We start from the raw sequence: 22,559 nt of genomic DNA, 5'->3' as shown, positions 1-22,559 counted from the left end.
ATTACCCCTGTGTGATGAATTCTGGTGAAAGCAGTGCGTTCATCACGAGATTCTTAATCTCCTTGCGCCATTTAGATTGACGACTTGGGCACAGAGCGAGGTAATCGAGATAGCATTGGCGCGCTTGCTCACTCATTTGGTAAGCAAACAAGTGTTGGTTAAGGTAATCCACGACACCTTCATCATCGAATGCGAGGTATAGGGTGAACAGTTTTTCATCCATGTACCAATCTTTGGTTTCTTCCTCAAAACGAGCAACAAGCTCACGGAACTGAATCCCGTATTGATAGATGTCGTGCCATTGATACACATTGAATTCTGGCGCGACCAGACCATTAAAATCAGGATGGTTTGGTGCGTCGTCAGGTTGGTAATAATAAAATACCGATGGGGCTGACAGAGGTAAAGTTCGGTTATACCAGTTGAACTGTTTTGGCCACATCAGTACACCGTCACGTCGTTTCACTTGCAGCGCGCGCATTGCATGCGTAAAAACAGAAAGCGGATCACGCAATTTGCCGACGGTGCTGCCAGAGCGAAGGGCATCCTTGTCGGTCAGAATCGCAATCACAAGGGTTTGCATATCACCATCAGAGCGTTTGAATGCACGGCGTACGCGGCGAATATAACCCGCTCTAGGGTTACTGGTGACCAGCTTGTTGATGAAGAACTTAGTCACAAAAGTGTACAGAGTACTTTGATTCATCAAGTGCTCAATCACCGCTTCCAGTTCATCCCCTGCGCTTACACCCGATGAGAAGGTTTTACCAAGAATGCGCTTCTCGCCCGTATCGTGTTCTCCACGAGGCTCCATCGGTTGGCTATATTTGTCGTTACCGCGAATATCGATGAACTTCCAACCAGTAAATACGCGCGCTAGTTCTTCGATGTCTTCTTGGGTATAGGTCGCGATTTCATTACCTTCTGCATCCAAACGGACATCACCGTTGTTCTGCAATTTAACTGGCCCAAGAGTAAAAAGCTGAAGCAGCTCTCGTGCGTAGTTTTCATCTGGCGCCGTGAGCTCATTAGAAACGTTGTTTACGAAAGTTAGGTACTCACCCATGATTGGGGATTTCGATACAAAACGAATCACATCACGGAAGTTTCCGAAGGCATTATCGAGCAGTCCATCGAAGTAATTGCACATGTAACGGCGCTTAGACGCGGCACTAAACGCAGGGTCCTTCACACTGACCACAAACAGCTGAGAAAGAGTGTAAGCAATGCGTTGGCGCAGAATGTCTTTTCCTTCCACCGTCATACGCGTCCAACTGCTCGCGTAATACAAGACTTGGCCTAAGTCGGGTACGTTGAGTTCATCTTGCTCAAAGTGAGTGAGCCAAGAAGAGGAGGGAATAAGCGTTTGTTGAGCAACCCAGTTTTCAATGCTTCCTGATTGAACAAGGTCATTAATGTCACGTTGGGATGGCCCGAACGTGCATTGTTGCAGCGTTCTTGCTGCATCTATGTAAGCCTGATTCATTTTATCTCCCGTAGGTATTCTTATCATTGTCAGGTACGGTGTGTTTTCTTACATCCTGTTTAAAAACACGTTGTATCTTTAAAATCGTAATCCAGAATGTTGATAACAAAAATGTAAGACAGGCAGGTTTACTGTGACTTTGCTGCACAATCTAGGAATTAGTCCGGTGAGCTTTTAAAGAAAGAAAAGTAAATCCACGTTCGAGTTATGAATTGACTGAGAAACATAACCAGAACGGTGACACAAACGTGCTATTTGGCAAACCATCATCAAGTTGTCTTGATTAGTTCACATCCGACTCCCAGACTGTTTCTATAGTTTTTATAAGATATGAAAGACCCTGCGTACGAGAAGCGCAGCTGTAACGCGACTATGCATAAAAACAACAAACGCTAGGGATTAAAGCGAATTTGTAATCTCAACATTTAAGGAAGACCAAGATGAAACCGGAAAAAGTAGCAGTAGTCACTGGTGCGGCGCGTGGTATTGGCCAAGCTATTTGTGAGCAATTACTGGAGGATGGATTCCACGTCGTCGGGCTAGACATATCGCCTGTGGAATGGAGCCAGTCGGCGCAGCTAAGCAGTTATCAAGTCAACTTGTGCGATGCCGCAGCCGTTAGCGAAGTGGTAGACAGTATTGTAGAGCAGCATGGAAGAATCGATGCGTTGGTTAACAATGCAGGCATCACTCGAGATGCATTGTTGCCAGACATGCTAGAACAAGATTGGGACAGCGTTATCGACGTAAACCTAAAAGCGGTGTTCTTACTCACCCAGCGCGTTGCTCCTGTGATGTTAGAGCAGGGCGCAGGTAGCATTGTCAGCATCTCTTCTATTGTGGGTACGGATGGCAACATCGGCCAGAGTAATTACGGTGCGAGTAAAGGTGGCGTCATCTCAATGAGTAAAGGCTGGGCGAAAGAGCTATCAAGAAAGGGGGCACAGATACGCGTCAATTGTGTCGCACCAGGTTTTATCGCTACCGACATGACCAAGAACCTGCCAGAAAAAGTCATTCAAATGATGGAAGGCAAAACCCCGTTAGGCCGAATGGGCTCAGTACACGACATCGCCAATGGCGTCTCTTTCCTAGTCTCCGACAAGAGCGCTTACATCACAGGCCAAGTGCTCAAGATTGATGGCGGCTTAGTGCTTTAACCGACGAACTAAACCTCAAATAACAAACGCCCTTCATCTGAGTGAAGGGCGTTTTTGTGAGATAGCGTTATTGGGTTTTGGGCATGCTGTTGCTCCATCAGGAGTTAGAAACAGGTACTGTCTCCATATCGAATATTAGTTTGTAACAATTGTACGAATAATACCCTCAATTTGAACTTAAGAGATTCAACTTTACATTTTACACTTTTTAAGTGATTGATTTAATGGGGAATAAAATTTAATGAAGAAATGCATATCTATTATTCTTACATGGTGTATAGTGTCGCCAGCTCAAGCAGTGAGCTATTGATAATCTATTTAGTTCAAGATCTTCTCAGTTTTTTCGATTAAATTCGACATATCTATCCTGCGATACCTTATTCTTCATTCCTTATTTAGTAGCTTTCTTTTTAATTCAATTAGTGTATCGAGATTTATTATGTCAAATAAAACAACTGGTTCAGTAAAATGGTTTAATGAATCTAAAGGTTTTGGATTTATCACCCCTGATAACGGCGGTGCTGACCTATTCGTTCATTTCAAATCAATTGTTAATGAAGGCTTCAAAACATTATCTGAAGGCCAAAAGGTTTCCTTTAATGTAGAGCAAGGTAACAAAGGCCCTCAGGCGGGCAACGTTACTTTAGTGTAAGAATTTTTTAAAGGTCTCTTCGGAAGATGAGACCTTTTTACTTTAAATTTAATCAGGATTCCGAAGGCTAGAAAACGAATTAAAATAAGCTTTGGGATCGATAAGGTAAGAAGTTAAATGAGAAAACCAGTAAGAAAATCAAACAAGAAAACACAGAAAAATAACTTCGAAGAACGATTCGCAGCGATGGTAAAAGAGTATCAAGAAGCGAAAGAAATTCTAGAGTCTATGACTGAAGGTTCACCAGAATATATGGCTCAGAAAAAACTATGCGATAAGCTTTTTGCAAATGCTGAACGATACATCAATAAAAAATAATAAATTGAAATGGTTTTACTCTAGTCTGTATAAGGTCATCTAAACTGATTTTACTAAGAATAGCGGTTTTAATGACCTACTTAGCATCAATTTTCTAAGTGGTATATTGGTATTGATTATAAGTTTGTGCGGCAAGTTTAGCTCAAAGAATATGTTCACCATAATCAGAAATAGTGACATTAAAAGACATCCTCAATCTGTGTCTATCTAACTTAAAAAAGCCATTGAACTTCTTTTGTCCATTTCTGTTCTGACTTGTGTAGTATCATTGTCGCTTTCATCGCCAGCATGAACGCGGTGCGAAGTGCAGTAAATCACTAAAAGTAGGATGATATATGAGCAAGTTACCTAAGCCGAAACCTGAAGAGTTGAAGACAATGGGTGTCCGCAAACGAATAGACGAGATTGAGGCACAAAAAGAATGGGATAAGGAGTGGGGATTGTGAGCTCAAGAAACCTCTCGGAGCTTATTAACACGACACTCCTCATACATAGTGAAAAGCTGAGCAATTTGGACAGAGACATGCTTTCAGGTTTACTAGATCAACTCAACCGTGATCAAGCCTTGTCAGACAAACAGGTCAAACTGTGCCAAAGACTACTACGAAAAACGAATCAAACCTGTGTATTTATTCACGACACTCCAAACGAACAATGATTGCAAGTCAGCATTAGTCTTCGCTGCTATCTACTCACCCATAATCAAGCGTCATTCGACTCTGTGCTTGGCCCAATAAATCTTTGATCTCAATTCACATCCTGTTATTAAACGAAACGCTGCGGATAAACGGCTAGATACTTCTATTCGCTGATTTCGACTTACTAAATTACTTTCAGTCCATTCGAGTAATAAAGGTTTGATCATCATCCAAAAAAGCTACAAAGCCGCCGTGATAAATAAACACCCTACCACGTCCCTCAACTAGGCACGCAAGCTGTGGGTTCAAATCTTCTTCGTTATCTTGGCTTTGAAAAGTGCCGGTATCGGTGATTACGCCGCTGAGTGTAGGCAAATATCCGTAAGCACGTTTAGCTTGATCAATCAGGTTCAATTCACTGTCGGTAGAGAAGCAAGAGGGGATCTTACCAGCGTCTTCGATGAATATAGGTTTCAGTTCTTCAAAAGCTGTAATCACCAGCCAGTCGATGCCGTTTACATGATGGATAAACATAGAGTTTCTCGATAATTCTGATGAGGCGATTCTATCACTATCAGGTGTAGAGCGTAGTAGAAATTTAGTTGCTAAAGGCGGTAATTCTGTTCCATTTTCCGGACACTCACTAGGCCAACTTGAAACACATGTCTGCCCAAACTTGGCTGACTGTAACAGGTTAACGCTGGGGGATTTAGCATGAGTCAGACAGGTAGCCGATACGCTCTAATAGAAACTTACCAATGGATGTACTAAGTCGGTTCGGTTTGGCATTTAAGTGTTGGGTCGGCAGAGACAATGAGCGCAGTAAATCTTCATTAGAATAATTTAGTCAACAGGCTGCTGGACAAATTACACTACTCAATATTGCAAGAGACTCTTGCAAAAACGAGCCACCCCATTCCTTGCCAGTAACGTTCAACCTCACAAATCACAGTGAGATGGTTTGAACTACTTCTTCTAATCAGCATAGTGTCTATGAAAGTGGGGTCTTACCAACTTCGCCAACTAGTTCGAATAGGCCGTCTTACCTCCATTTTTTAACCTACCGAAGAAACGTGTTCTCTGTTAGAGTCACCGTCAACTACGCTATTGAATAAAGATACCCACAGATCGCATGTAATTGATGGATTTTTATTCACCCTTAGAACTTATTTTAGGAATCCCTAGTGACTAACAACGAAATTTTACGTCGTATCCAACACGCGTTAAACCTTAAAAACGCACAGATAATGAAAGCTTTCGGGCAGGCCGAAGTCACTGTGGCTCACGATAAAGTGGCAAACTGGTTAAAAGATGAAAGCGACAAATCTAGTGTTAAGATGAAGGATCAAGAGTTAGCGGTATTCTTAAATGGCTTTATTAACCTCAAGCGAGGCAAAAAAGACGGCGAGCAACCTAAGCCAGAAGTCGCATTGACCAACAACATGATTCTTATGAAGCTGCGCATTGCGCTAGACATGAAAGCAGAAGATGTGTTGGACGTATTAGAAGTGGTTGGTATTAGTTTAAGTAAATACGAAATTGGTGCGTATTTCCGCAAGCCAAACAACAAAAACTACAAACAGTGTGAAGACCAACTGCTGTGCGACTTCTTAAATGGTGTGCAGTTTACCAATCGTCCCGATTCTGAAGAGTTTGCTGGATAATTTTTATCTCGGATCGAACGTGGTAATTGATTAAAAAAGCGAGAACCATTTCATTTGGTTACTCGCTTTTATCATGTTAAAGACCGATATTAGAGCTTCACAATCACGTCTACTCCTTGTCTTTCTTCAGTAGATCCCTATCAAATCATGTTGAAATCTGATCGGCTTTTAGAATCAAGACACACACCGCCCCCTATGACCCTACCAAGATAAACCCAAGCTAAAACCTTAAGCCAGTTAGGGGCCTCTATTCTGGTCAAGCTATTCTAGACATCTTGTAGTGATTCACTAAAACTGTCCCCGTATATAGAGTTTTTCCATACTTTTGGTCATGCGAGCAGGGTCACGACTGACGCCATTAGTAACACGAATTTGCCCCATTATGAGTTATATGACAATAGATCCCAAATTAAACCTATTGTCTATTAATATTCCTCGTCGGTGTCTTCTTCAATGCCATGCTCTACCACTTTATCGTTTCGGTGATTTAGCCTAACATTAAACTCGAGGCGCTCACCTGTTTCGTATTCATCATCCTCAAAACAAATGAAAACTTGATTGTTTCTGGCAGCACTGACATGCACTGATGGATTGATTCCTGTTAGCTTTTCTAGATGTCCACTGTTGCTAAATATCTCCTCGACTAACGCATATAACCATTGCTCGATAGGTCCATCACCAACCCAAATATGGGAAACATGATCAAAGGCACTGCTCTCAAACTCACTAAAAGTTGGGTGGTATTCTGGCTTACCGAGATCAACACCATCTAGCATAGCTCCCCAGTGAGTATGGTAAGAGGAACTGTGTTTGTAGCTCCTAGCGTTGTTGTCGACAATCAGAGCAATAAGTAATAAAGCTCTAAGCTCATTTTGTTTTTTCTGCGGTTCGCGTAAGCTTTGGACGCTTTTATACTTCATTAAAACCTCGTCATAATTCCGAACTGGCTAATTGTTTACTAAACAGGTGCGTTGATAGAACGCCCTAATGTTAACGCTTACTCAGTTTGGGCTTGGAATACTGAGGTATATAAACATAGGGGTACCTTATTTGTACCTTCACTAAGATAGGAGGTACGCTGTCAATATAACCACTGAACTTGAAAGGTAGCTGTTCAATCGACACTTCTTATTTTGCCAAGCGTATCCAGTGAAATTAGGCTTCTTCTGAACACCATCTCCCCATTTTCAGTCCTTGCTATTTGATACAACACTTCATTGTCAACAACTAAAGAACCTGAAGGTCGCCCCTGGTATTTATTAGTCATGTAGTGAAGCCAATTTTCAAGATCTTGAACCATCGTTTGTTCAATATTGTCGGGGTGTGTTCCTGTCTTAATGATCTCGTAACCACTTCTTCGGTACCACTGCCTAACCACATCTCCTTTTGGCAAAGAGTTAGCGATATATAGGTATTCAATAAATTGGTCAATAGTTGATACGTTGAAAGTAGTTATTGGACAAACCCCACTGTTCGCTATATCTAAAGCTTTTAGAGTCTTTCCCGTAGAGTTCATCAGGTTCTGGGCAAAACGTCTAGCTCTTGCTGCGTCACTCTCAAACACTAGTTTTCGATTGGGAGAAAAGTCTTTAAGTCCCGATCTTTCCAATACCCCTTTAAGTCCTTCAACCGTGGTAGTCGAAGTAAAGTACCAGTTGCCATCATGGCCTTTAATATTCCAAATAAATAGTGTTTTTACATACATTGAGTTTCGCCCATTTTTGAAAATCACTAAAAGAGACACCTTTGCCAACAGTATATATAGCATGCCATACTATATAATTCAATATGCAAAAACTAATGGTGCTGTACGATTGGTATACAAGTAATCTTTAAACCATAGGTGTTCTGTAACAAAAATCCTGGCCAAAGATGTGTGATTGGGTTAGAGCTAACTCGGAAGTGTCCAGAAATGAGTCAGATTAAACATGGATTTCATGGTGATCCCCAAACAGGTTCGCGCCTCCGCCGAGTAGGATAGGGAAGCGAGTGAACACCATTTCCTGAAACGAGTATCAAATTACCACTTCACAGCCTGATATCTTCAAACTACTTCCTCTAGATCGAACAATTCAAATGTGCGCTGGTTAATGATTTTTCTATAAGTAATACAACTTGGCGTGATACAGGTAACAAAATCACTCGAGTTCGGTAACGTTCCCGAAAAAACTCGAATATTATCATCTCATCAATACAAGTAGTGAAGAAGCGCTCGTTGAGAGCCTCTTTTATTCTGACTTTGAATGGAGCTTTAAAGTCACCATATGTTTGCAATTTTTCTTGGGAACGTTTGCAAAACCCTGAGTATAAATTTACGTGAGACTATGGAAATGAAACTACACACTTTGACGATGGCAGTAGCGCTTGGGCTGGTTACAGCACCTGCATTCGCAACAACAGATGTTGACGCTCTTGAAAAGCGAATTAATGAATTAGAACAGAGACTTGAACAGACAGAAAAAGTATCCACAGAAGCAAATGAGAAAGCCTCAAGCTTTGAGTTTCATGGCTACGCTCGTTCCGGGCTGCTCATTAATGATGATCTGAATGGTGCAGTGGGTACTGGTCCTTACATGACGGCAGCTGGTGCTATTGGAGCGCCAATTGGACGATTAGGGGTTGAGGATGATCATTATGTGGAAGCAAACCTTATTCACAAACGTTTTGCAGATGATGGTTCCAGCGCTTTGTTCCGAATCATGCTGGCAGATAGTACGGAAACCAATAACGAATGGACAGCGAGTGAGAGTCAATTAAACGTTCGTCAGGTATATGCTGAGCTAAACAAGTTGAGCATGTTCTCTGAATCAAGTGCGTTTTCTGACGCAACGTTTTGGGCAGGTAAACGATTTGACCGTGATAACTTTGACATTCACTTCTTTGACTCGGATATCGTTTTCCTATCTGGTACTGGTGCTGGCGTGTATGACGTCCAAATGAGCGATTCGTGGAAAGCAAACTTCTCGATCTATGGTCGTGATTTTGGTGAGATTGATAGCTCGTCAACTGATGTTGAAAACTATATCGCGACAATGAACAACCGCTTCGGTAATTGGCAGTTGATGCTGAGCGGCATGACGTCTGCTGATAACAATGATCGCGTAGAAGGTGCAGCAGACAAAGGTTTACATGCGATGTTTGCCTACCATGGCGATAACTTCTTTGGCATGAGTGAAGGCTTCTCTAAAACTGGTATTTTGATGGGTGATGGACTGGGTGCAGAACTTAAAGGCATTGGTTCAAACGGTGATTTGCTAGAAGACGCAAAAGCCGTACGTTTGTTCAGTTATGGTGTAACACGCATCGGTGACAACTGGCGTGTAGCACCTGCGTTGCTAGCAGAACATAGCCAAGATCGCTTTGCTAAAAATGATGAATTTACTTGGGCATCGTTCAACATCCGCTTAGCGCAAGAGTTTACACAAAACTTTGAGATGGTTTATGAAGGCTCATTCCAATACATGGACCTAGACAATGCGATTGATAAAGCAAGTGGCAGTTTTTACAAAGCGACAATTGCACCAACGCTTAAGATGTCTACCGCAGCAGGTTTCTTTGACCGTCCGGAGCTACGCTTTGCCGTTAGCTACGTTGATTGGAGCGAAGACTTGAATGGCTACTCGATTAGCCAGGATGCGGGTACTGCAACGATGGGTGATGGTGGTGAAGTTCTGTTTGCGCTGCAAATGGAAACGTGGTTCTAAGTGGCTTAAACCCAAAAAGAGTAATAAGAAAAGCGCCAACTGATGTCAGTTGGCGCTTTTTCATTAACAGGATTGGCGCTCAATTGCCTTGAAAGTTAAGACCATCTTACTCATTTCGAAACTTTTGTTAGCAATTCTATCAAGCAATAGCTTCGCACCATTTTCCCCAGCTTTATCAAATGCATAGTTAAATGTTGATAAGGTTGGGGTGCACACTGATGCGAGCTCATCATCGCCAACCCCTAGCACTAAAACGTCTTTGCCCGGTGTTAACCCGAGCTCTTGAGTCGCTCTCATCGCTCCGATGGCAATACGGTCTGTCGCACAGAACAAGCCGTCTAGCTTCGGGTTTTCTGTTAAGTGTTGTTTTGCCAATGAATAGCCAGAGTCTATTGTAAAGTCACCACGAGCATGGAAGGCGAGCTCTAAACCATGGTGTTGCAATGCCTGAACAAACCCTTCAGAGCGCAGCTTATCTACCGCAATATCGTCGCCTTGCACGCCAATAAAGCCCATGGTTTGGCAACCTTTTGCAACCAGTCTGTTTCCCGCTTCAAATCCTACCCGCGCGTCATCATGAATGATGCTTGGAATATTAAACATGGAACCATCTTGACCGACGAGTACGACTGGAACCGCTGAGTTTTGAATTGCTTTTACCAGCTTAGAGTCAAGGTGGGTGGCGTAAAGAATGATCCCTTCGACCCGTTTTTGGTTAAAGATCTGAATGTATTCCAGTTCTTTTTCGTGGGCTTGGTGAGTGCTGGCAAGTAAGACGTGTTTCCCTGCTTTTTCAAGGACATCGGTTAATCCATCGACGCCTTGGGATGTGGCATGAGAGGATACTCGAGGAACAATGACACCAACAAGGTTGGTCTTTTGAGATTTTAGATCTTTAGCGACTTGGTTCGGCACATAACCGCACTCTGCCACTGCTTGGCGGACCTTCTGTTTTGTCGCTTCTTTTACGCCATACTCATCGTTTATAACCCGTGACACTGTTGATTTTGATACGCCAGCCAGACGGGCGACATCATGCAGACTCGCCATTGTTCCTATCCATTCTGTTTTTCGTTTTTGGGATTGTTTGCAAAGAGAAGATGAAAATCTCTTTGATAAGTAGCGATTCTAACCTCCTATACTGCTCTTAGGGAGAGAATTTGACGATCATTCTCACATTCTCTCTGCTTTATCTTTGATCATTTGGTTTTATTGAGCAAAAATCTGTTTTGCAAACGTTCCCGAAAATTTCGCAAGCTCAGATAATAATCCAATGGGGTATGAAATGAATTATCCGGCAGTAGCAAAAGAGTTGTTAACTCTATTAGGTGGTAAAAGCAACATCACCGCACTTGCGCATTGTGCGACACGCTTACGCCTTGCCGTTGCAGATGAGCAAAAAATAGATGAACAAGCGATTGATAGCCTTGAAGGGGTAAAAGGGCAGTTCAAAGTTGCGGGTCAGTACCAAATCATTTTTGGATCAGGCATCGTAAACCAAGTTTATGCAGAAATGGCGAAGTTGACGGGTATGAGTGAAATGTCCACCAACGACGTTGCGTCTGCTGGTGCAGAGAAACAAAACATCGTTCAGCGCGCGGTGAAAGGGTTGTCTGATATTTTCGTTCCAATCATTCCCGCAATCGTCGCTGGCGGTTTGTTGATGGGTATCTATAACCTATTGACTGCCCAAGGCTTGTTCATTGATGGCAAATCTTTGATTGATGCCAACCCAGGACTGACAGACTTGGCGAACATGATCAACACGTTTGCGAACGCACCGTTTGTTTATCTGCCTATTCTGTTGGCATTTTCAGCCAGTAAGAAATTTGGTGGCAACCCATATTTAGGGGCGGCGCTAGGTATGTTGATGGTTCACCCTGAATTGCTTAACGGGTGGGGCTTCGGTGGTGCTGCGGTATCTGGCAACATTCCGGTTTGGAATATTCTCGGCTTTGAAATTCAAAAAGTGGGCTATCAAGGTTCGGTGTTACCGGTTTTGGTATCGGCATTCATTCTTGCGAAGGTTGAGTTAGGTCTGCGCAAAGTCATTCCTTCTGTTTTAGATAACCTCTTAACACCGCTACTTGCGATTTTCATCACTGGTTTATTGACGTTTACTGTCGTCGGTCCATTCACACGTGATATCGGTTTCCTATTGGGTGATGGTCTGAACTGGCTTTACAACACAGCTGGCTTTGTTGGTGGTGCTGTATTTGGTCTTATCTATGCTCCGTTTGTTATTACCGGCATGCACCACAGCTTCATTGCGATTGAAACGCAACTTCTTGCGGATATTGCGACAACAGGCGGAACCTTTATCTTTCCTATCGCGGCGATGTCTAACGTTTCTCAAGGTGCAGCAGCGTTGGCTGTGGGCGTGATGAGCAAAGATAAGAAGATGAAAGGTATTGCGATTCCATCTGGTGTCACGGGCTTGCTAGGTATTACAGAACCAGCCATGTTTGGTGTTAACTTAAAACTGCGTTACCCATTTATCGCGGCAGTTTGCGCAGCGGCGTTATCGAGCGCGTTTATTACAATGTTTAATGTAAAAGCTCAGGCGCTGGGTGCTGCTGGTCTTCCGGGCATTATTTCCATTACGCCAGATAAGATTGGATACTATATCGCAGGTATGGTGATCGCGTTCTTGACCGCATTTGTTCTAACCATTGTTCTTGGTATGCGTGACCGCGCTAAAGTCGGTAAAAAAGCAGCGGCTTAATCTGAACTCCTTAAGGGTGGAGTCCCCCAAAATCCACTTCTTTTCCTAAATTTTTGGGGCGCTAGCCAAGCACCAATGGCTTGGCTAGCCTTTTTCAAATTTTACTTGTTAGTGAGGGCGTTAAACGCGTTGGACTATCAAGGCTTCAATTTTAAGGTAAGCAAGATGAATCAAGTGTGGGTAACTGGTGATGCCGTTGTCGATCTAATACCGGAATCTGAGACTTCTTTACTCAAATGTCCCGGTGGCGCACCAGCGAATGTCGCTGTAGCAATTGCTCGTCTATCTGGTAAGAGTGCATTTTTTGGTCGCGTGGGCGATGACCCGTTTGGTAGTTTTATGCAATCAACGTTAGATCAAGAGGGCGTCAGTACGGAGTTTCTCGTTAAAGACCCTGAACAAAGAACATCAACGGTGGTGGTGGATTTAGACGACCAGGGTGAACGCAGCTTTACTTTTATGGTGAAACCAAGCGCTGATCAGTTTATGTCTATTGAAGACATCCCAAACTTTAAGCAAGGTGACTGGCTGCATGTCTGCTCGATTTCACTGGCAAATGAGCCAAGTCGAAGCAGCACATTTGAGGCAATCAAAAGAGCAAAAGCCGCTGGTGGTTTCATTAGCTTTGACCCTAATTTGCGTGATGAAGTGTGGCAAGACCCATCTGAAATCCAAACCATTGTGATGAAGGCTGTTGCCATGGCTGATGTAGTTAAGTTCTCTGAAGAAGAGCTTTTGTTCTTAACTGACTCAACGTCGATGGCACAAGGTTTACAACAAATAGCCACTTTGAATATTGCTTTGGTCTTGGTGACACAAGGCGCGAAAGGCGTTTGGCGCGTCTTTGAAAACCAAGGTGAGTTGATCACTGGTCAAGTGGTTAGTCCGATTGATACCACTGGTGCGGGTGATGCTTTTGTCGGAGGGCTACTTGCATATCTGTCTCAGCATGACGATTGGAAAAATCATCCGGTTGTTAGCTCTGCGATTCAATGGGCAAATGGTTGTGGCGCATTAGCGACGACCCAAAAAGGCGCAATGACCGCGCTTCCGACCCAAATGGAATTGCTACAATTTATTGGGCAATGATCTTCAGAACCAATTTCAGTTGAGAAAAATAATGAGCTTAAACAACCGTTGGACTGTAGAGCAAAGATATCGCCGACTTGATCAAATCCCTCAGCGTGATATCGAGGAAATGACATTTTTACGTCAGCAAGATAAAGGCTTTCCTAGTTTTCATATCGCCCCTAGATTTGGGCTGTTAAATGACCCAAATGGGTTGTGCTATTTCAATGGCGAGCACCACATCTTTTACCAGTGGACGCCTGTGGGACCAGTCCATGGAATGAAGTATTGGTATCACCTTTCTACTAAAGATTTCATCCATTTTACTGATCATGGCGTGGGTCTTCATCCTGACCAAGACTACGATTCACATGGTGTCTATTCGGGCGGCGCTTTGGTGGAAAACAACAAGGCTTTGCTGTTTTTTACTGGCAACAAGCGTGACCAAAACTGGAATCGAATCCCAACACAGTGTTTTGCCACCATGGATTCAGACGGCAGCATTGAAAAGCACGGTGTAGTCATTGAGAACGAACATTACACGGAGCACTTTCGTGATCCAAAAGTTTGGAAGAAAGGCGATGACTATTTGATGGTGGTGGGGGCTCAGACCAAAACCGAGCATGGCTCAATGGTGCTCTATCAAAGCAAAGATTTGAAAACGTGGCAGCATAAGGGGCCTATCAAGACTAAGTTTTCCGATCTTGGTTACATGTGGGAGTGTCCTGATTTCTTTGAGATTAATGGTCAATCGGTGGTGCTGTTTTCTCCACAGGGCGTGAGTAGTAGTAATCCTTATGATTTTAAAAACATCTATTCTGTCGCGTATATTGTAGGTGATCAGTTGAACCTAGAGTCGATGACTTTAGAAAACCACCAAGATATTCTACAGCCAGATTATGGGTTTGATTTCTACGCCCCACAAACCTATTTAGATGAGAATGGGCGTCGCATTCTTATTGCATGGATAGGGTTGCCAGAAATCGACACGCCATCGGTCACACACCAGTGGGCAGGAATGTTGTCTCTTCCTAGAGAACTAACGTTGAAAGATGGTTTTCTTGTTCAAACCCCATTACCAGAGCTGAAGAGTTTGAGAAAAGAAGAGGTGGTCTTTGCACAATCCCATACACTGGAAAGCACCAGTTGTTTGATCCAATTAGACCTTGTGGACGATGGCTTTGAACTTGAGTTGAGTAACCTCAAAGGTGACAACATCGTCTTTAGTGCGACAGAGCACGAGTTTATGCTGGACCGTCGTCACATGTCGCACTTGTACGCAGAAGAATTTGGTGGCATTCGAAAAGCACCAAGATTGGACGCTAAGCAGATGATAGATATATATATCGACAATTCTGTCATCGAGATTTTCATTAATGGTGGCAAACACACGATGACCAGTCGTTTCTTTATTGATGACCTAAAGACGGTAACGTTGAGAGGGTTGGAGCAAGCAAAGTTATTCCCTTTGAAAGGTATCAGTGGCTTGTTTGAGTCTTCTTTATAATTAGTCATATAAAGCGGCGTTGCTTTTTGATATACGTGCCTTTTGATATACGTGCGTCTTGATATATATAACAGTTTCTCAGTAGGCATCAAAAATGCCCTTCATAGAGATATGAAGGGCATTTTGCTTTCTAACGATCTACTCAAACTACCTTTCACGCACGTAAGTAGTTTGAACTAAGGTATCCAAAACAACGTCACTCTTAGTGACTTTGAAGTTCAGCGGTTGTTCCAAATCCCCAAATAGAGGTGCGCCACCGCCAAGTAGGATAGGGAAGCGAGTGATCACCATTTCGTCGATAAGATCTTCTTTAAGGAAGTTCTGAATCGTTACACCGCCGTCGATGTAAAGATCGTTAAAACCTTTTGCGTTTAGATCCGCAAGCACATCTTTTAGCTCGCCTTTTACTAGAAAGACTTTGTCTTCGTAGCCTTGTGGCACTTCTGTCATGGTATTGCTGAGTACGAAAACGGGTTTGCTGTATGGCCAATCGCAATCAAAGCTCAGCACGACATCTAGGGTGTTGCGTCCCATTACCAAGCCATCAATACGCTCCATCAGTGGGAAGAAGCCAGTATCAATGTTGTCTGGATTTGGTACTGAATGTAGCCAGTCGAGTTTGCCCTGCTTATCTGCGATGTAACCGTCCAGACTGGTTGCAATAAATACGATATTTGCCATGAGTACCTCATCAAAATTGCGATGCTTGAGCCAAGCTAAAGTATGGTTTAAAATTAATTCTACAATGTAGAATAACTCTGAGTTTATCGGGAAGATCAAATGTCTGTCAACGAAAAGAAACGCGGAAGGCCAGCCGCTAAGCAGTCGCAGTTAAGCGCAGAAAGTATCCTAGCTACGGCTAAATCATTGATGAAAAAGGATGGCAAGGTACCAAGCATTCGCTCGTTAGCGACGCAATTAAATGTCGATCCTATGGCGATCTATCACTACTTCAAAAACAAGAATGCGTTGCTTGAAGCGTTAACCACATCGCTGGTGGAGGAAATTTATCAACCGAAAGTGAATGACGATTGGCAAGGCGAACTCAAAAACTTGTGTATTAGCTACATTGAACTGCTGCGTGAGTACAACGGGTTATTGCAAACCATGCTGAGCATGACATCTCATGGCCCTGCTCAAGTGTTTACCGAGCGTTATCAATTGATTGCTCAGCCGTTGGGTTTATCTCAGCAAGTGGAGAAAGACTGTTTAGATCTGCTGGCGGATTACTTGCACGGTTTTGCGCTGTCGATTAGCTGCTGTCACGATGCGAGCTTGATCAAAACAGAGATGATGGATGGGCCGTTGAATCTGATCTGTTCTTCGTTATTGGCATCTCGAACCTAGTTCACATTAACGTGCACTTGTTACTTATAGCGTGAAAGAAATTCCCATAACCAAAGGTTCTAACTAAAAGAGATTGCAGGACTTTTATTTGGCGAATTCGACCTAATATCTTGAGTATGCCCAATCGCAGTTGGCGAAGTGGTGATTTTAATAATGCTTGCTGGCGTGCAAAAGCCGTCAGTTTGAAGATGCATTCAAACACAATAAGGGATAACAATGACTAACGAATACATTCCACCAAAAGTTTGGACAAACGATAATGAAAACGGCGGTCAGTGGGCGAGCATCAACCGTCCGGATTCTGGTGCACGTCATGAGCAAGAGCTTCCGGTTGGTGAGCACCCATTCCAACTTTACTCAATGGGTACACCAAATGGTCAGAAAGTGACGATCATGTTTGAAGAGCTTTTGGCGGCAGGTGTAACGGCAGCAGAATACGATGCATATCTGATTAAGATTGGCGATGGCGACCAGTTTGGCTCTGGCTTTGTGTCAGTTAATCCGAACTCAAAGATTCCAGCATTGGTTGACCGTTCAGGTGCTGAGCCAGTGAACGTGTTTGAATCTGGCAATATCTTGTTTTACCTAGCAGAGAAGTTTGGTCACTTTCTACCTACAGAAAGTGCGAAACGCGCTGAGGTAATGAACTGGCTATTCTGGCTACAAGGTTCTGCGCCATACTTAGGCGGTGGTTTTGGTCACTTCTACGCGTACGCGCCAGAGAAGTTTGAGTACCCAATTAACCGTTTCACCATGGAAACAAAACGTCAGCTAGACGTGCTAGATAAGCGTCTTGCGAACAATGAATTCCTAGGTGGCGACGAGTACAGCATTGCTGATATCGCAACATGGCCATGGTATGGCAACCTTGTATTAGGTCGTGCTTACGATGCAGCTGAGTTCCTAGACGTATCAAGCTACAAAAACGTTGTGCGTTGGGCTAAAGCGATTGATGAACGTGAAGCGGTAAAACGTGGTCGTATTGTTAACCGCTCATGGGGTGAAGAGTGGGAGCAATTGGCAGAACGTCATAGCGCAGCAGATATTGATGCCGTATTCGCTAAGGCTCCGAAGTAGGCATTGAACTGCGCTTCATTGATTAAACTTAGGAACCCTTTCCAACATAAAATCAATAAAGGCTCGGATATGGGGCTTGGGGTAACTCGAGCCCTTATAAACTGCGAATATCTCACCACTCCCTTTTTCGTTTTGTGTTGCTTTCCAATCAGGCAACACACTGACGAGCTCGCCGCTATCGAGATAAGGTTGCACCATCCAAGTCGAAAGCAGTAAAACCCCTCCATGATTGAGTGCCGCACACAGCAATGGTGACCCGCCTTTCGAGATAAAATTCCCGTCGACACAAACCTTTTTAACTTGAGATTTATTGGATAGATACCAGTAACTACGGCGTCTATCGTGATTGAGTAATAAACAGTTGTGTTGAGTTAGATCCTCAGGCGTCGATATCAGTTCTGTTTCGGATAGATACTTTGGGGTCGCCACTAAGGATGTGTGATTACTCATAATATGACGAGCTTTTAAGCGGCTATCTTGCGGTGTTCCAATTCGAATTGCGATATCAACATTGCTACTGTTTAGGTCAACAATGTGGTTATCAAGGTCGAGCTCAACCTGGACGTTAGGGTAGCGTTTAAGGAAATCGGGAATAATGTCGGCGAGAAAGAGATTTCCAAAGCTTTCAAACACTGAAATGCATAGATGACCTTCTGGCTCATCAAGAGAGCCTTTCATCTCATGCACAAGTTTGGCGGTGTCTTCCAGTATCTTGCTTGATTGTTGATAAAAATATTGGCCTTGCTCTGTCAGAACAAGTTGCCGAGTACTTCTCTTAAAGAGCGTTGTCTGCAAATGATTTTCTAGGTTGTCTATGTTTCTGGCTATTGATGATGGAGCCATGTTCAGAGCTCTTCCCGCTTTAGAAAAACTGCCTGAAGCGACAACTTGATCAAAGATTTTAATCCAATCTAACATGATTTACCTTTCTGTTTTTTGCAAAACTGATTTGCTTTTCCTATCTATTCTATCGCTCAGTGAAATAGTCAACAATGCGAACAACGCAATAAACGAATGACTAAATCACAAGATGAGGAACAGAAATCATGACTCAACGACTACAAATTGCGACCGTTCAACCTGATGCGCTTACCGCGATGCTTGGCTTGGAAAATTATCTTTCAAAGGTAGAGTTGGCAAAAGAGTATAAAGAGCTCATCAAACTGAAAGCATCCATGATCAACAAGTGTGCTTATTGTATTCAAATGCATACGCAAGAAGCGTTAGACGTTGGAATGCCACAGCAAAAGTTGTTTGCTATTACAGCTTGGGCTGAATCTCCTTTATTTACGGAACAAGAGAGAGCGTTACTCGCTTTAACCGAAGAGATGACCCTAATAAGTGATAAAGGGCTAAGTGACGCGACCTATCAAGAGTGTATTGCTTTGCTTGGTGAAGAGTTAGTCGCAGAAGCTATGATGCAGGTGATCATGATTAACGCGTGGAATCGATTTGCGTTAGCGACAAAAATGACCCACTAAACGGATCATTAATAGGCTTGGTGATGTCTTAGAGATAAAAAAATGGAGCTATTTGTAAGCTCCATTTTTTCGTCAATTGTTGCTTGTGTTTGCCTTAGCGAACGACGGCTTGGCCTGCTATTGGGTCTTGATAAGCAGGTAGCTCTGAGCGCAACCCTTTGATTAGGCTGACACACATCAGCAGTAGTACCAGCGTGAACGGAAGCCCTGTTGCCACTACGCCAGATTGCAAGGCTTGTAATGCCTCTTTACCACCAATCCATAGCATGACTGCGGCGATAGAGCCCTCAATACATGCCCAGAAAATACGTTGTGGTACTGGAGCATCGATCTTACCGCCAGCGGTAATGCTATCGATAACCAATGAACCAGAGTCTGAAGAGGTGATAAAGAACACTAAGATCAGAACGATAGACAATACTGAAATGAGCGAGCTAAATGGCATTGCATCGTAAACGTGGAATAGTGTCAGCGAGATGTCGGTCAGGCCATTGGCACCAAGTTCACCCACTTTGTTCACCACTTGATCAAGCGCGATGCCGCCGAATACTGCCATCCAAACTAGCGTTACAGTGGTTGGAATCACGATAACTGCAAACAGGAATTCACGAACGGTACGACCTTTCGAAACACGTGCGATAAACATACCGACGAATGGTGACCAAGACACCCACCATGCCCAGTAGAAAACAGTCCAACCATGCATCCAGTCCGTATCTTCACGACCGTGAGGGTTGCTTAGGGCAAAAATGTCTTTCGCATAAGCCACCGTGGTATCCCAAATGGATGTTGTCGCGATATCAAAACTAATGAACATAACAAAAGCTAATAAGGCGAAGGCTACCGCCATATTAATGTTGCTCAGTAGTTTTACACCACCATCGATACCGCGAATTACAGAAAGTACTGCAATAAAGGTAACGAAGGCGATAACAATCATTTGCGTACCAATACCGCCATCTAAGCCGAAGACGTGATTAATGCCACTTGTTGCTTGTTGCGCGCCTAAACCAAGAGAGGTTGCTAGACCAAACAAGGTTGAAAGTACTGCCAGAATGTCGATCACGTGACCTAACCAACCCCATGCACGATCGCCAAACAAAGGGTAGAACGCCGAGCGTAATGAGAGTGGTAAGCCTTTATTAAAGGTAAAGAAAGCAAGTGAAAGGGCAACAATCGCGTAAATCGCCCAGCCGTGAATACCCCAGTGGAACATGGTGGCACCCATCGCGAGTGACTTTGCTTCTTCAGTGTATGCTTCGACATTCAGTGGAGTGCCGTACCAATTAGTAAAATAAGCGGTAGGTTCAGAAACACTCCAAAAGAGTAGGCCAATACCCATTCCGGCAGCAAATAGCATGGAAAGCCATGACACTGTTGAATGTTCCGCGCGGGCATCTTTGCCGCCAATTCTAATTTTACCAAGTGGTGAAAGTAAGATTGCTAGAGCAAATAGGATGAAGAAGTTTGCTGACCACATGAAGAACACATCGAAGTCGGTAATGATGCCGTTCTTAAGGCCATTTAAGGCGTCACGGGCTGTTGAAGGGTCAACAATTAAAAGAGAAGCAAGACAGAGAAGAACAAGACCAGCACTAATCCCAAATACTGGATTGTGGATATCAAATCCCCACTTTTGAACGTTATCTTGACCAACCTGATAGTCGGTAGTGTCGATACTATATTTTTTTAGTGCATTATCCATAAATACAACATATACGCTTTTTTAAATGTGTCTTTCTTGAACAAGAAAAACACTAAAACCGCCCTCCAATTATTTTGAGTTCAAATTAAAAAATGCGACGAGATCATAGTGTTTTATGTAAAACAATGCAACTCAAAGGGTTTTTTGAGCGTTTTTTCGATATTTAGCGGGGTTTTATGTAGAAAATGTAATGATGTGTAATGTTTTGATGTGTAAGTATTGGTGTGGAGTTGGTCGAGCATGGTTTAATCAAATGGTATTGTCTTTGTTCGGTTCACTATGAGTGAGCAGCGAGAGTTCGTCATAAGTCATGATTTCATCGAATTGGCGAACGAATAAACACAAACTTCAGCCGACTTCGCATTCTTTTCGACAAATATCGAGTAAACGTAACTAATCGTAACAGAGCTGCTGTAACTGCACGCCGTTTCAATATACTCCCCTAAGTTTGTAAGCCACAGAATGCTGCTATGAGAAAAAACACTTTATTCAATGCTACGTTAGTGACCACCCTGACTGCTGCTTCCACATTCAGTTTTGCTGCTCCTACCGTTGTTCCTAATGCCCCTGAACTGAGCTCGCGTGGCTATGTTTTAATGGATTACCACACTGGTGCTGTGTTGGTGGAGCGTGATGCCGACAAGCGTCTGAACCCGGCAAGCTTAACCAAGCTGATGACTGCTTATGTTGCAGGTCAAGAAGTGAAGTCTGGCAACATCAGTTTGGACGATGAAGTGGTGATCAGCCGCAATGCATGGGCTAAGAACTTCCCAGATTCCTCGAAGATGTTTATCGAAGTTGGTACATCGGTTGTACTTTCCGATCTTTACCGTGGTTTGATTGTTCAATCGGGTAATGATGCCAGTGTTGCGATTGCAGAACATGTTGCAGGCAGTGAGGCTGGCTTTGTCGGTCTGATGAACAGCTGGGCGAATCAGCTTGGTTTGTCGAACTCAGCGTTTACTAACCCGCACGGTTTGGACAGCGATGGTTTGTACTCAACCCCACGTGATATTGCGACACTAGGCCGTGCAATCATTCGTGATTTACCCGATATTTACCCGCTTTACAGCGAAACATCGTTCACTTACAACGGTATTACTCAGTACAACCGTAACGGTTTGCTACGTGATCGCAGTATGAACGTGGATGGTATGAAGACGGGTTACACCAGTGGTGCTGGTTATAGTCTTGCGACGTCTGCAACCAATGGTGACATGCGCCTGGTCGCGGTTGTTATGGGCGCGAAAAGCCCAAGCATACGTGAATCAGAAAGTAAGCAATTACTTAGCTATGGATTCCGCTTCTTTGATACTGTAATGCCAACACAAGCGGGTAAAGAAATCGCGACGGCTCGAGTATGGATGGGTGAGCAAGATGAGCTGAAAGTAGGTGTGGATCGCGACGTGTATCTAACGCTGCCAAAAGGTGACGTAAACAAACTCGAAGCAGAGGTTGAATACAATGGCGATTTGATGGCTCCCATCCAGCAAAACCAAATTGTTGGTAAAGTGCTGTACAAAGTTGACGGCGATGTTGTGAAGGAAACTGAGTTGGTTGCACTGGAACCTGTCGATGAAGGTGGCATCTTCAAACGCTTGGTGGACTGGTTTAAGCGCTTGGTAGCAAGCTGGTTCTAGCATTTCTAGTTTGAGCTTTGCTGAAGCCGTACCTTAGTTTTAAGGTGCGGCTTTTTAGTTTGTGTTTGAGATGACTTTGATTTTTCGCCTATGTCATTGTCCATATGGCAATAAATGTTGCCATTAGAGTAGGGTCTGTTGACCTTTTGAGCTGATTTTTGCTGCAGTTCGTGGGTTCTTTATACAAGGCAGAGGCTTTGAAATGTAGTTGCCCTACCTGATAAGCCGATAACGCAGTAGAAAGGAGCCACAAACGCTGCCCGAAGGGTTCGGCTAAAAGCGTTTTACTCTTTGTTGAGAGGATTTTGCTTAGAATAACTAGACTACAAACCTCTCGCCGCGATTAAAACCGCTTTTATCTCGAACAAAATTTAACCGCAAAGGTCA

General features: G+C 43.5%; 20 protein-coding genes. 12 read left to right on the top strand and 8 right to left on the bottom strand.

Annotated elements, in window-relative coordinates:
* Window position 1: 1 nt before the first annotated feature.
* Window positions 2–1,486 carry a DUF1800 family protein gene (locus tag B853_RS24755; RefSeq protein ID WP_038886441.1) on the bottom strand — a complete coding sequence of 495 codons (1,485 nt, stop codon included), beginning with the start codon at window positions 1,484–1,486 and terminating at the stop codon, window positions 2–4.
* Between the two features lie 440 nt (window positions 1,487–1,926).
* Here B853_RS24755 and B853_RS24750 point away from each other — a divergent pair, with 440 nt between their 5' ends.
* The 3 genes from B853_RS24750 to B853_RS24740 all read left to right on the top strand — a co-directional run bounded on the left by B853_RS24750 (window position 1,927) and on the right by B853_RS24740 (window position 3,616).
* A complete protein-coding gene (locus B853_RS24750) occupies window positions 1,927–2,646 on the top strand; it encodes a beta-ketoacyl-ACP reductase (protein ID WP_038886440.1) in 720 nt (239 codons plus the stop codon).
* 439 nt (window positions 2,647–3,085) lie between these two features.
* Window positions 3,086–3,298, top strand: coding sequence for a transcription antiterminator/RNA stability regulator CspE (gene cspE, locus B853_RS24745; protein ID WP_038886439.1), 213 nt, complete (start codon window positions 3,086–3,088; stop codon window positions 3,296–3,298).
* Between the two features lie 117 nt (window positions 3,299–3,415).
* Window positions 3,416–3,616 carry a hypothetical protein gene (locus B853_RS24740; protein WP_038886438.1) on the top strand — a complete coding sequence of 67 codons (201 nt, stop codon included), beginning with the start codon at window positions 3,416–3,418 and terminating at the stop codon, window positions 3,614–3,616.
* Between the two features lie 833 nt (window positions 3,617–4,449).
* On the opposite strand, the gene B853_RS24730 is transcribed toward B853_RS24740, so the two are convergent.
* The gene (locus tag B853_RS24730; RefSeq protein WP_038884143.1) at window positions 4,450–4,788 is read right to left on the bottom strand and encodes a hypothetical protein; all 339 of its coding nucleotides are present in this window, start codon (window positions 4,786–4,788) and stop codon (window positions 4,450–4,452) included.
* A 650-nt stretch (window positions 4,789–5,438) separates the two neighbouring features.
* On the opposite strand from B853_RS24730, the gene B853_RS24725 reads away from it, so the two are divergent.
* Window positions 5,439–5,918: a YehS family protein gene (locus tag B853_RS24725; RefSeq protein ID WP_038884142.1), complete on the top strand. Its 480-nt coding sequence runs from the start codon at window positions 5,439–5,441 to the stop codon at window positions 5,916–5,918.
* 425 nt (window positions 5,919–6,343) lie between these two features.
* Here B853_RS24725 and B853_RS24720 read toward each other — a convergent pair whose 3' ends face one another.
* Together B853_RS24720 and B853_RS24715 are read right to left on the bottom strand one after the other, a co-directional pair.
* The gene (locus tag B853_RS24720) at window positions 6,344–6,838 is read right to left on the bottom strand and encodes a hypothetical protein (protein ID WP_038884141.1); all 495 of its coding nucleotides are present in this window, start codon (window positions 6,836–6,838) and stop codon (window positions 6,344–6,346) included.
* Between the two features lie 194 nt (window positions 6,839–7,032).
* Window positions 7,033–7,623 (bottom strand): hypothetical protein, encoded by a 591-nt coding sequence (locus B853_RS24715; protein ID WP_128827046.1) that lies wholly within the window; start codon window positions 7,621–7,623, stop codon window positions 7,033–7,035.
* Window positions 7,624–8,248: 625 nt separating this feature from the next.
* Here B853_RS24715 and B853_RS24710 point away from each other — a divergent pair.
* Window positions 8,249–9,622: a carbohydrate porin gene (locus B853_RS24710; RefSeq protein ID WP_038883023.1), complete on the top strand. Its 1,374-nt coding sequence runs from the start codon at window positions 8,249–8,251 to the stop codon at window positions 9,620–9,622.
* Between the two features lie 63 nt (window positions 9,623–9,685).
* Here the strand turns inward: B853_RS24710 and B853_RS24705 are convergent, their stop codons facing one another.
* Window positions 9,686–10,672, bottom strand: coding sequence for a LacI family DNA-binding transcriptional regulator (locus B853_RS24705; RefSeq protein ID WP_038883022.1), 987 nt, complete (start codon window positions 10,670–10,672; stop codon window positions 9,686–9,688).
* Between the two features lie 235 nt (window positions 10,673–10,907).
* Here B853_RS24705 and B853_RS24700 point away from each other — a divergent pair, with 235 nt between their 5' ends.
* From B853_RS24700 to B853_RS24690, 3 genes are all read left to right on the top strand, one after another.
* A complete protein-coding gene (locus B853_RS24700) occupies window positions 10,908–12,347 on the top strand; it encodes a sucrose-specific PTS transporter subunit IIBC (protein ID WP_017188252.1) in 1,440 nt (479 codons plus the stop codon).
* A 165-nt stretch (window positions 12,348–12,512) separates the two neighbouring features.
* Window positions 12,513–13,436 carry an aminoimidazole riboside kinase gene (locus B853_RS24695; RefSeq protein ID WP_038883021.1) on the top strand — a complete coding sequence of 308 codons (924 nt, stop codon included), beginning with the start codon at window positions 12,513–12,515 and terminating at the stop codon, window positions 13,434–13,436.
* A 31-nt stretch (window positions 13,437–13,467) separates the two neighbouring features.
* A complete protein-coding gene (locus tag B853_RS24690) occupies window positions 13,468–14,922 on the top strand; it encodes a sucrose-6-phosphate hydrolase (RefSeq protein ID WP_038883020.1) in 1,455 nt (484 codons plus the stop codon).
* 147 nt (window positions 14,923–15,069) lie between these two features.
* Here B853_RS24690 and B853_RS24685 read toward each other — a convergent pair whose 3' ends face one another.
* On the bottom strand, window positions 15,070–15,603 hold the full coding sequence (locus B853_RS24685; RefSeq protein ID WP_038883019.1) for a dihydrofolate reductase family protein: 534 nt from the start codon (window positions 15,601–15,603) through the stop codon (window positions 15,070–15,072).
* 99 nt (window positions 15,604–15,702) lie between these two features.
* On the opposite strand from B853_RS24685, the gene B853_RS24680 reads away from it, so the two are divergent.
* On the top strand, window positions 15,703–16,269 hold the full coding sequence (locus B853_RS24680; protein WP_038883018.1) for a TetR/AcrR family transcriptional regulator: 567 nt from the start codon (window positions 15,703–15,705) through the stop codon (window positions 16,267–16,269).
* 216 nt (window positions 16,270–16,485) lie between these two features.
* Window positions 16,486–17,346, top strand: coding sequence for a glutathione-dependent disulfide-bond oxidoreductase (gene yghU / locus B853_RS24675; RefSeq protein WP_038883017.1), 861 nt, complete (start codon window positions 16,486–16,488; stop codon window positions 17,344–17,346).
* A 15-nt stretch (window positions 17,347–17,361) separates the two neighbouring features.
* Here the strand turns inward: yghU and B853_RS24670 are convergent, their stop codons facing one another.
* Window positions 17,362–18,264: a LysR family transcriptional regulator gene (locus B853_RS24670; protein ID WP_038883016.1), complete on the bottom strand. Its 903-nt coding sequence runs from the start codon at window positions 18,262–18,264 to the stop codon at window positions 17,362–17,364.
* Window positions 18,265–18,392: 128 nt separating this feature from the next.
* Here B853_RS24670 and B853_RS24665 point away from each other — a divergent pair, with 128 nt between their 5' ends.
* Window positions 18,393–18,827 (top strand): carboxymuconolactone decarboxylase family protein, encoded by a 435-nt coding sequence (locus B853_RS24665; protein WP_038883015.1) that lies wholly within the window; start codon window positions 18,393–18,395, stop codon window positions 18,825–18,827.
* Window positions 18,828–18,921: 94 nt separating this feature from the next.
* Here the strand turns inward: B853_RS24665 and B853_RS24660 are convergent, their stop codons facing one another.
* Window positions 18,922–20,532, bottom strand: coding sequence for a BCCT family transporter (locus B853_RS24660; RefSeq protein WP_038883014.1), 1,611 nt, complete (start codon window positions 20,530–20,532; stop codon window positions 18,922–18,924).
* Window positions 20,533–21,002: 470 nt separating this feature from the next.
* On the opposite strand from B853_RS24660, the gene B853_RS24655 reads away from it, so the two are divergent.
* A complete protein-coding gene (locus B853_RS24655; protein WP_010452879.1) occupies window positions 21,003–22,172 on the top strand; it encodes a D-alanyl-D-alanine carboxypeptidase family protein in 1,170 nt (389 codons plus the stop codon).
* Window positions 22,173–22,559 lie beyond the last annotated feature (387 nt).

It is taken from the genome of Vibrio rotiferianus CAIM 577 = LMG 21460, from assembly GCF_002741985.1.
GTDB lineage: Bacteria > Pseudomonadota > Gammaproteobacteria > Enterobacterales > Vibrionaceae > Vibrio > Vibrio rotiferianus.
Note: the sequence above shows the minus strand (reverse complement) of the source record. Positions and strands in the feature narration are given on the sequence as shown.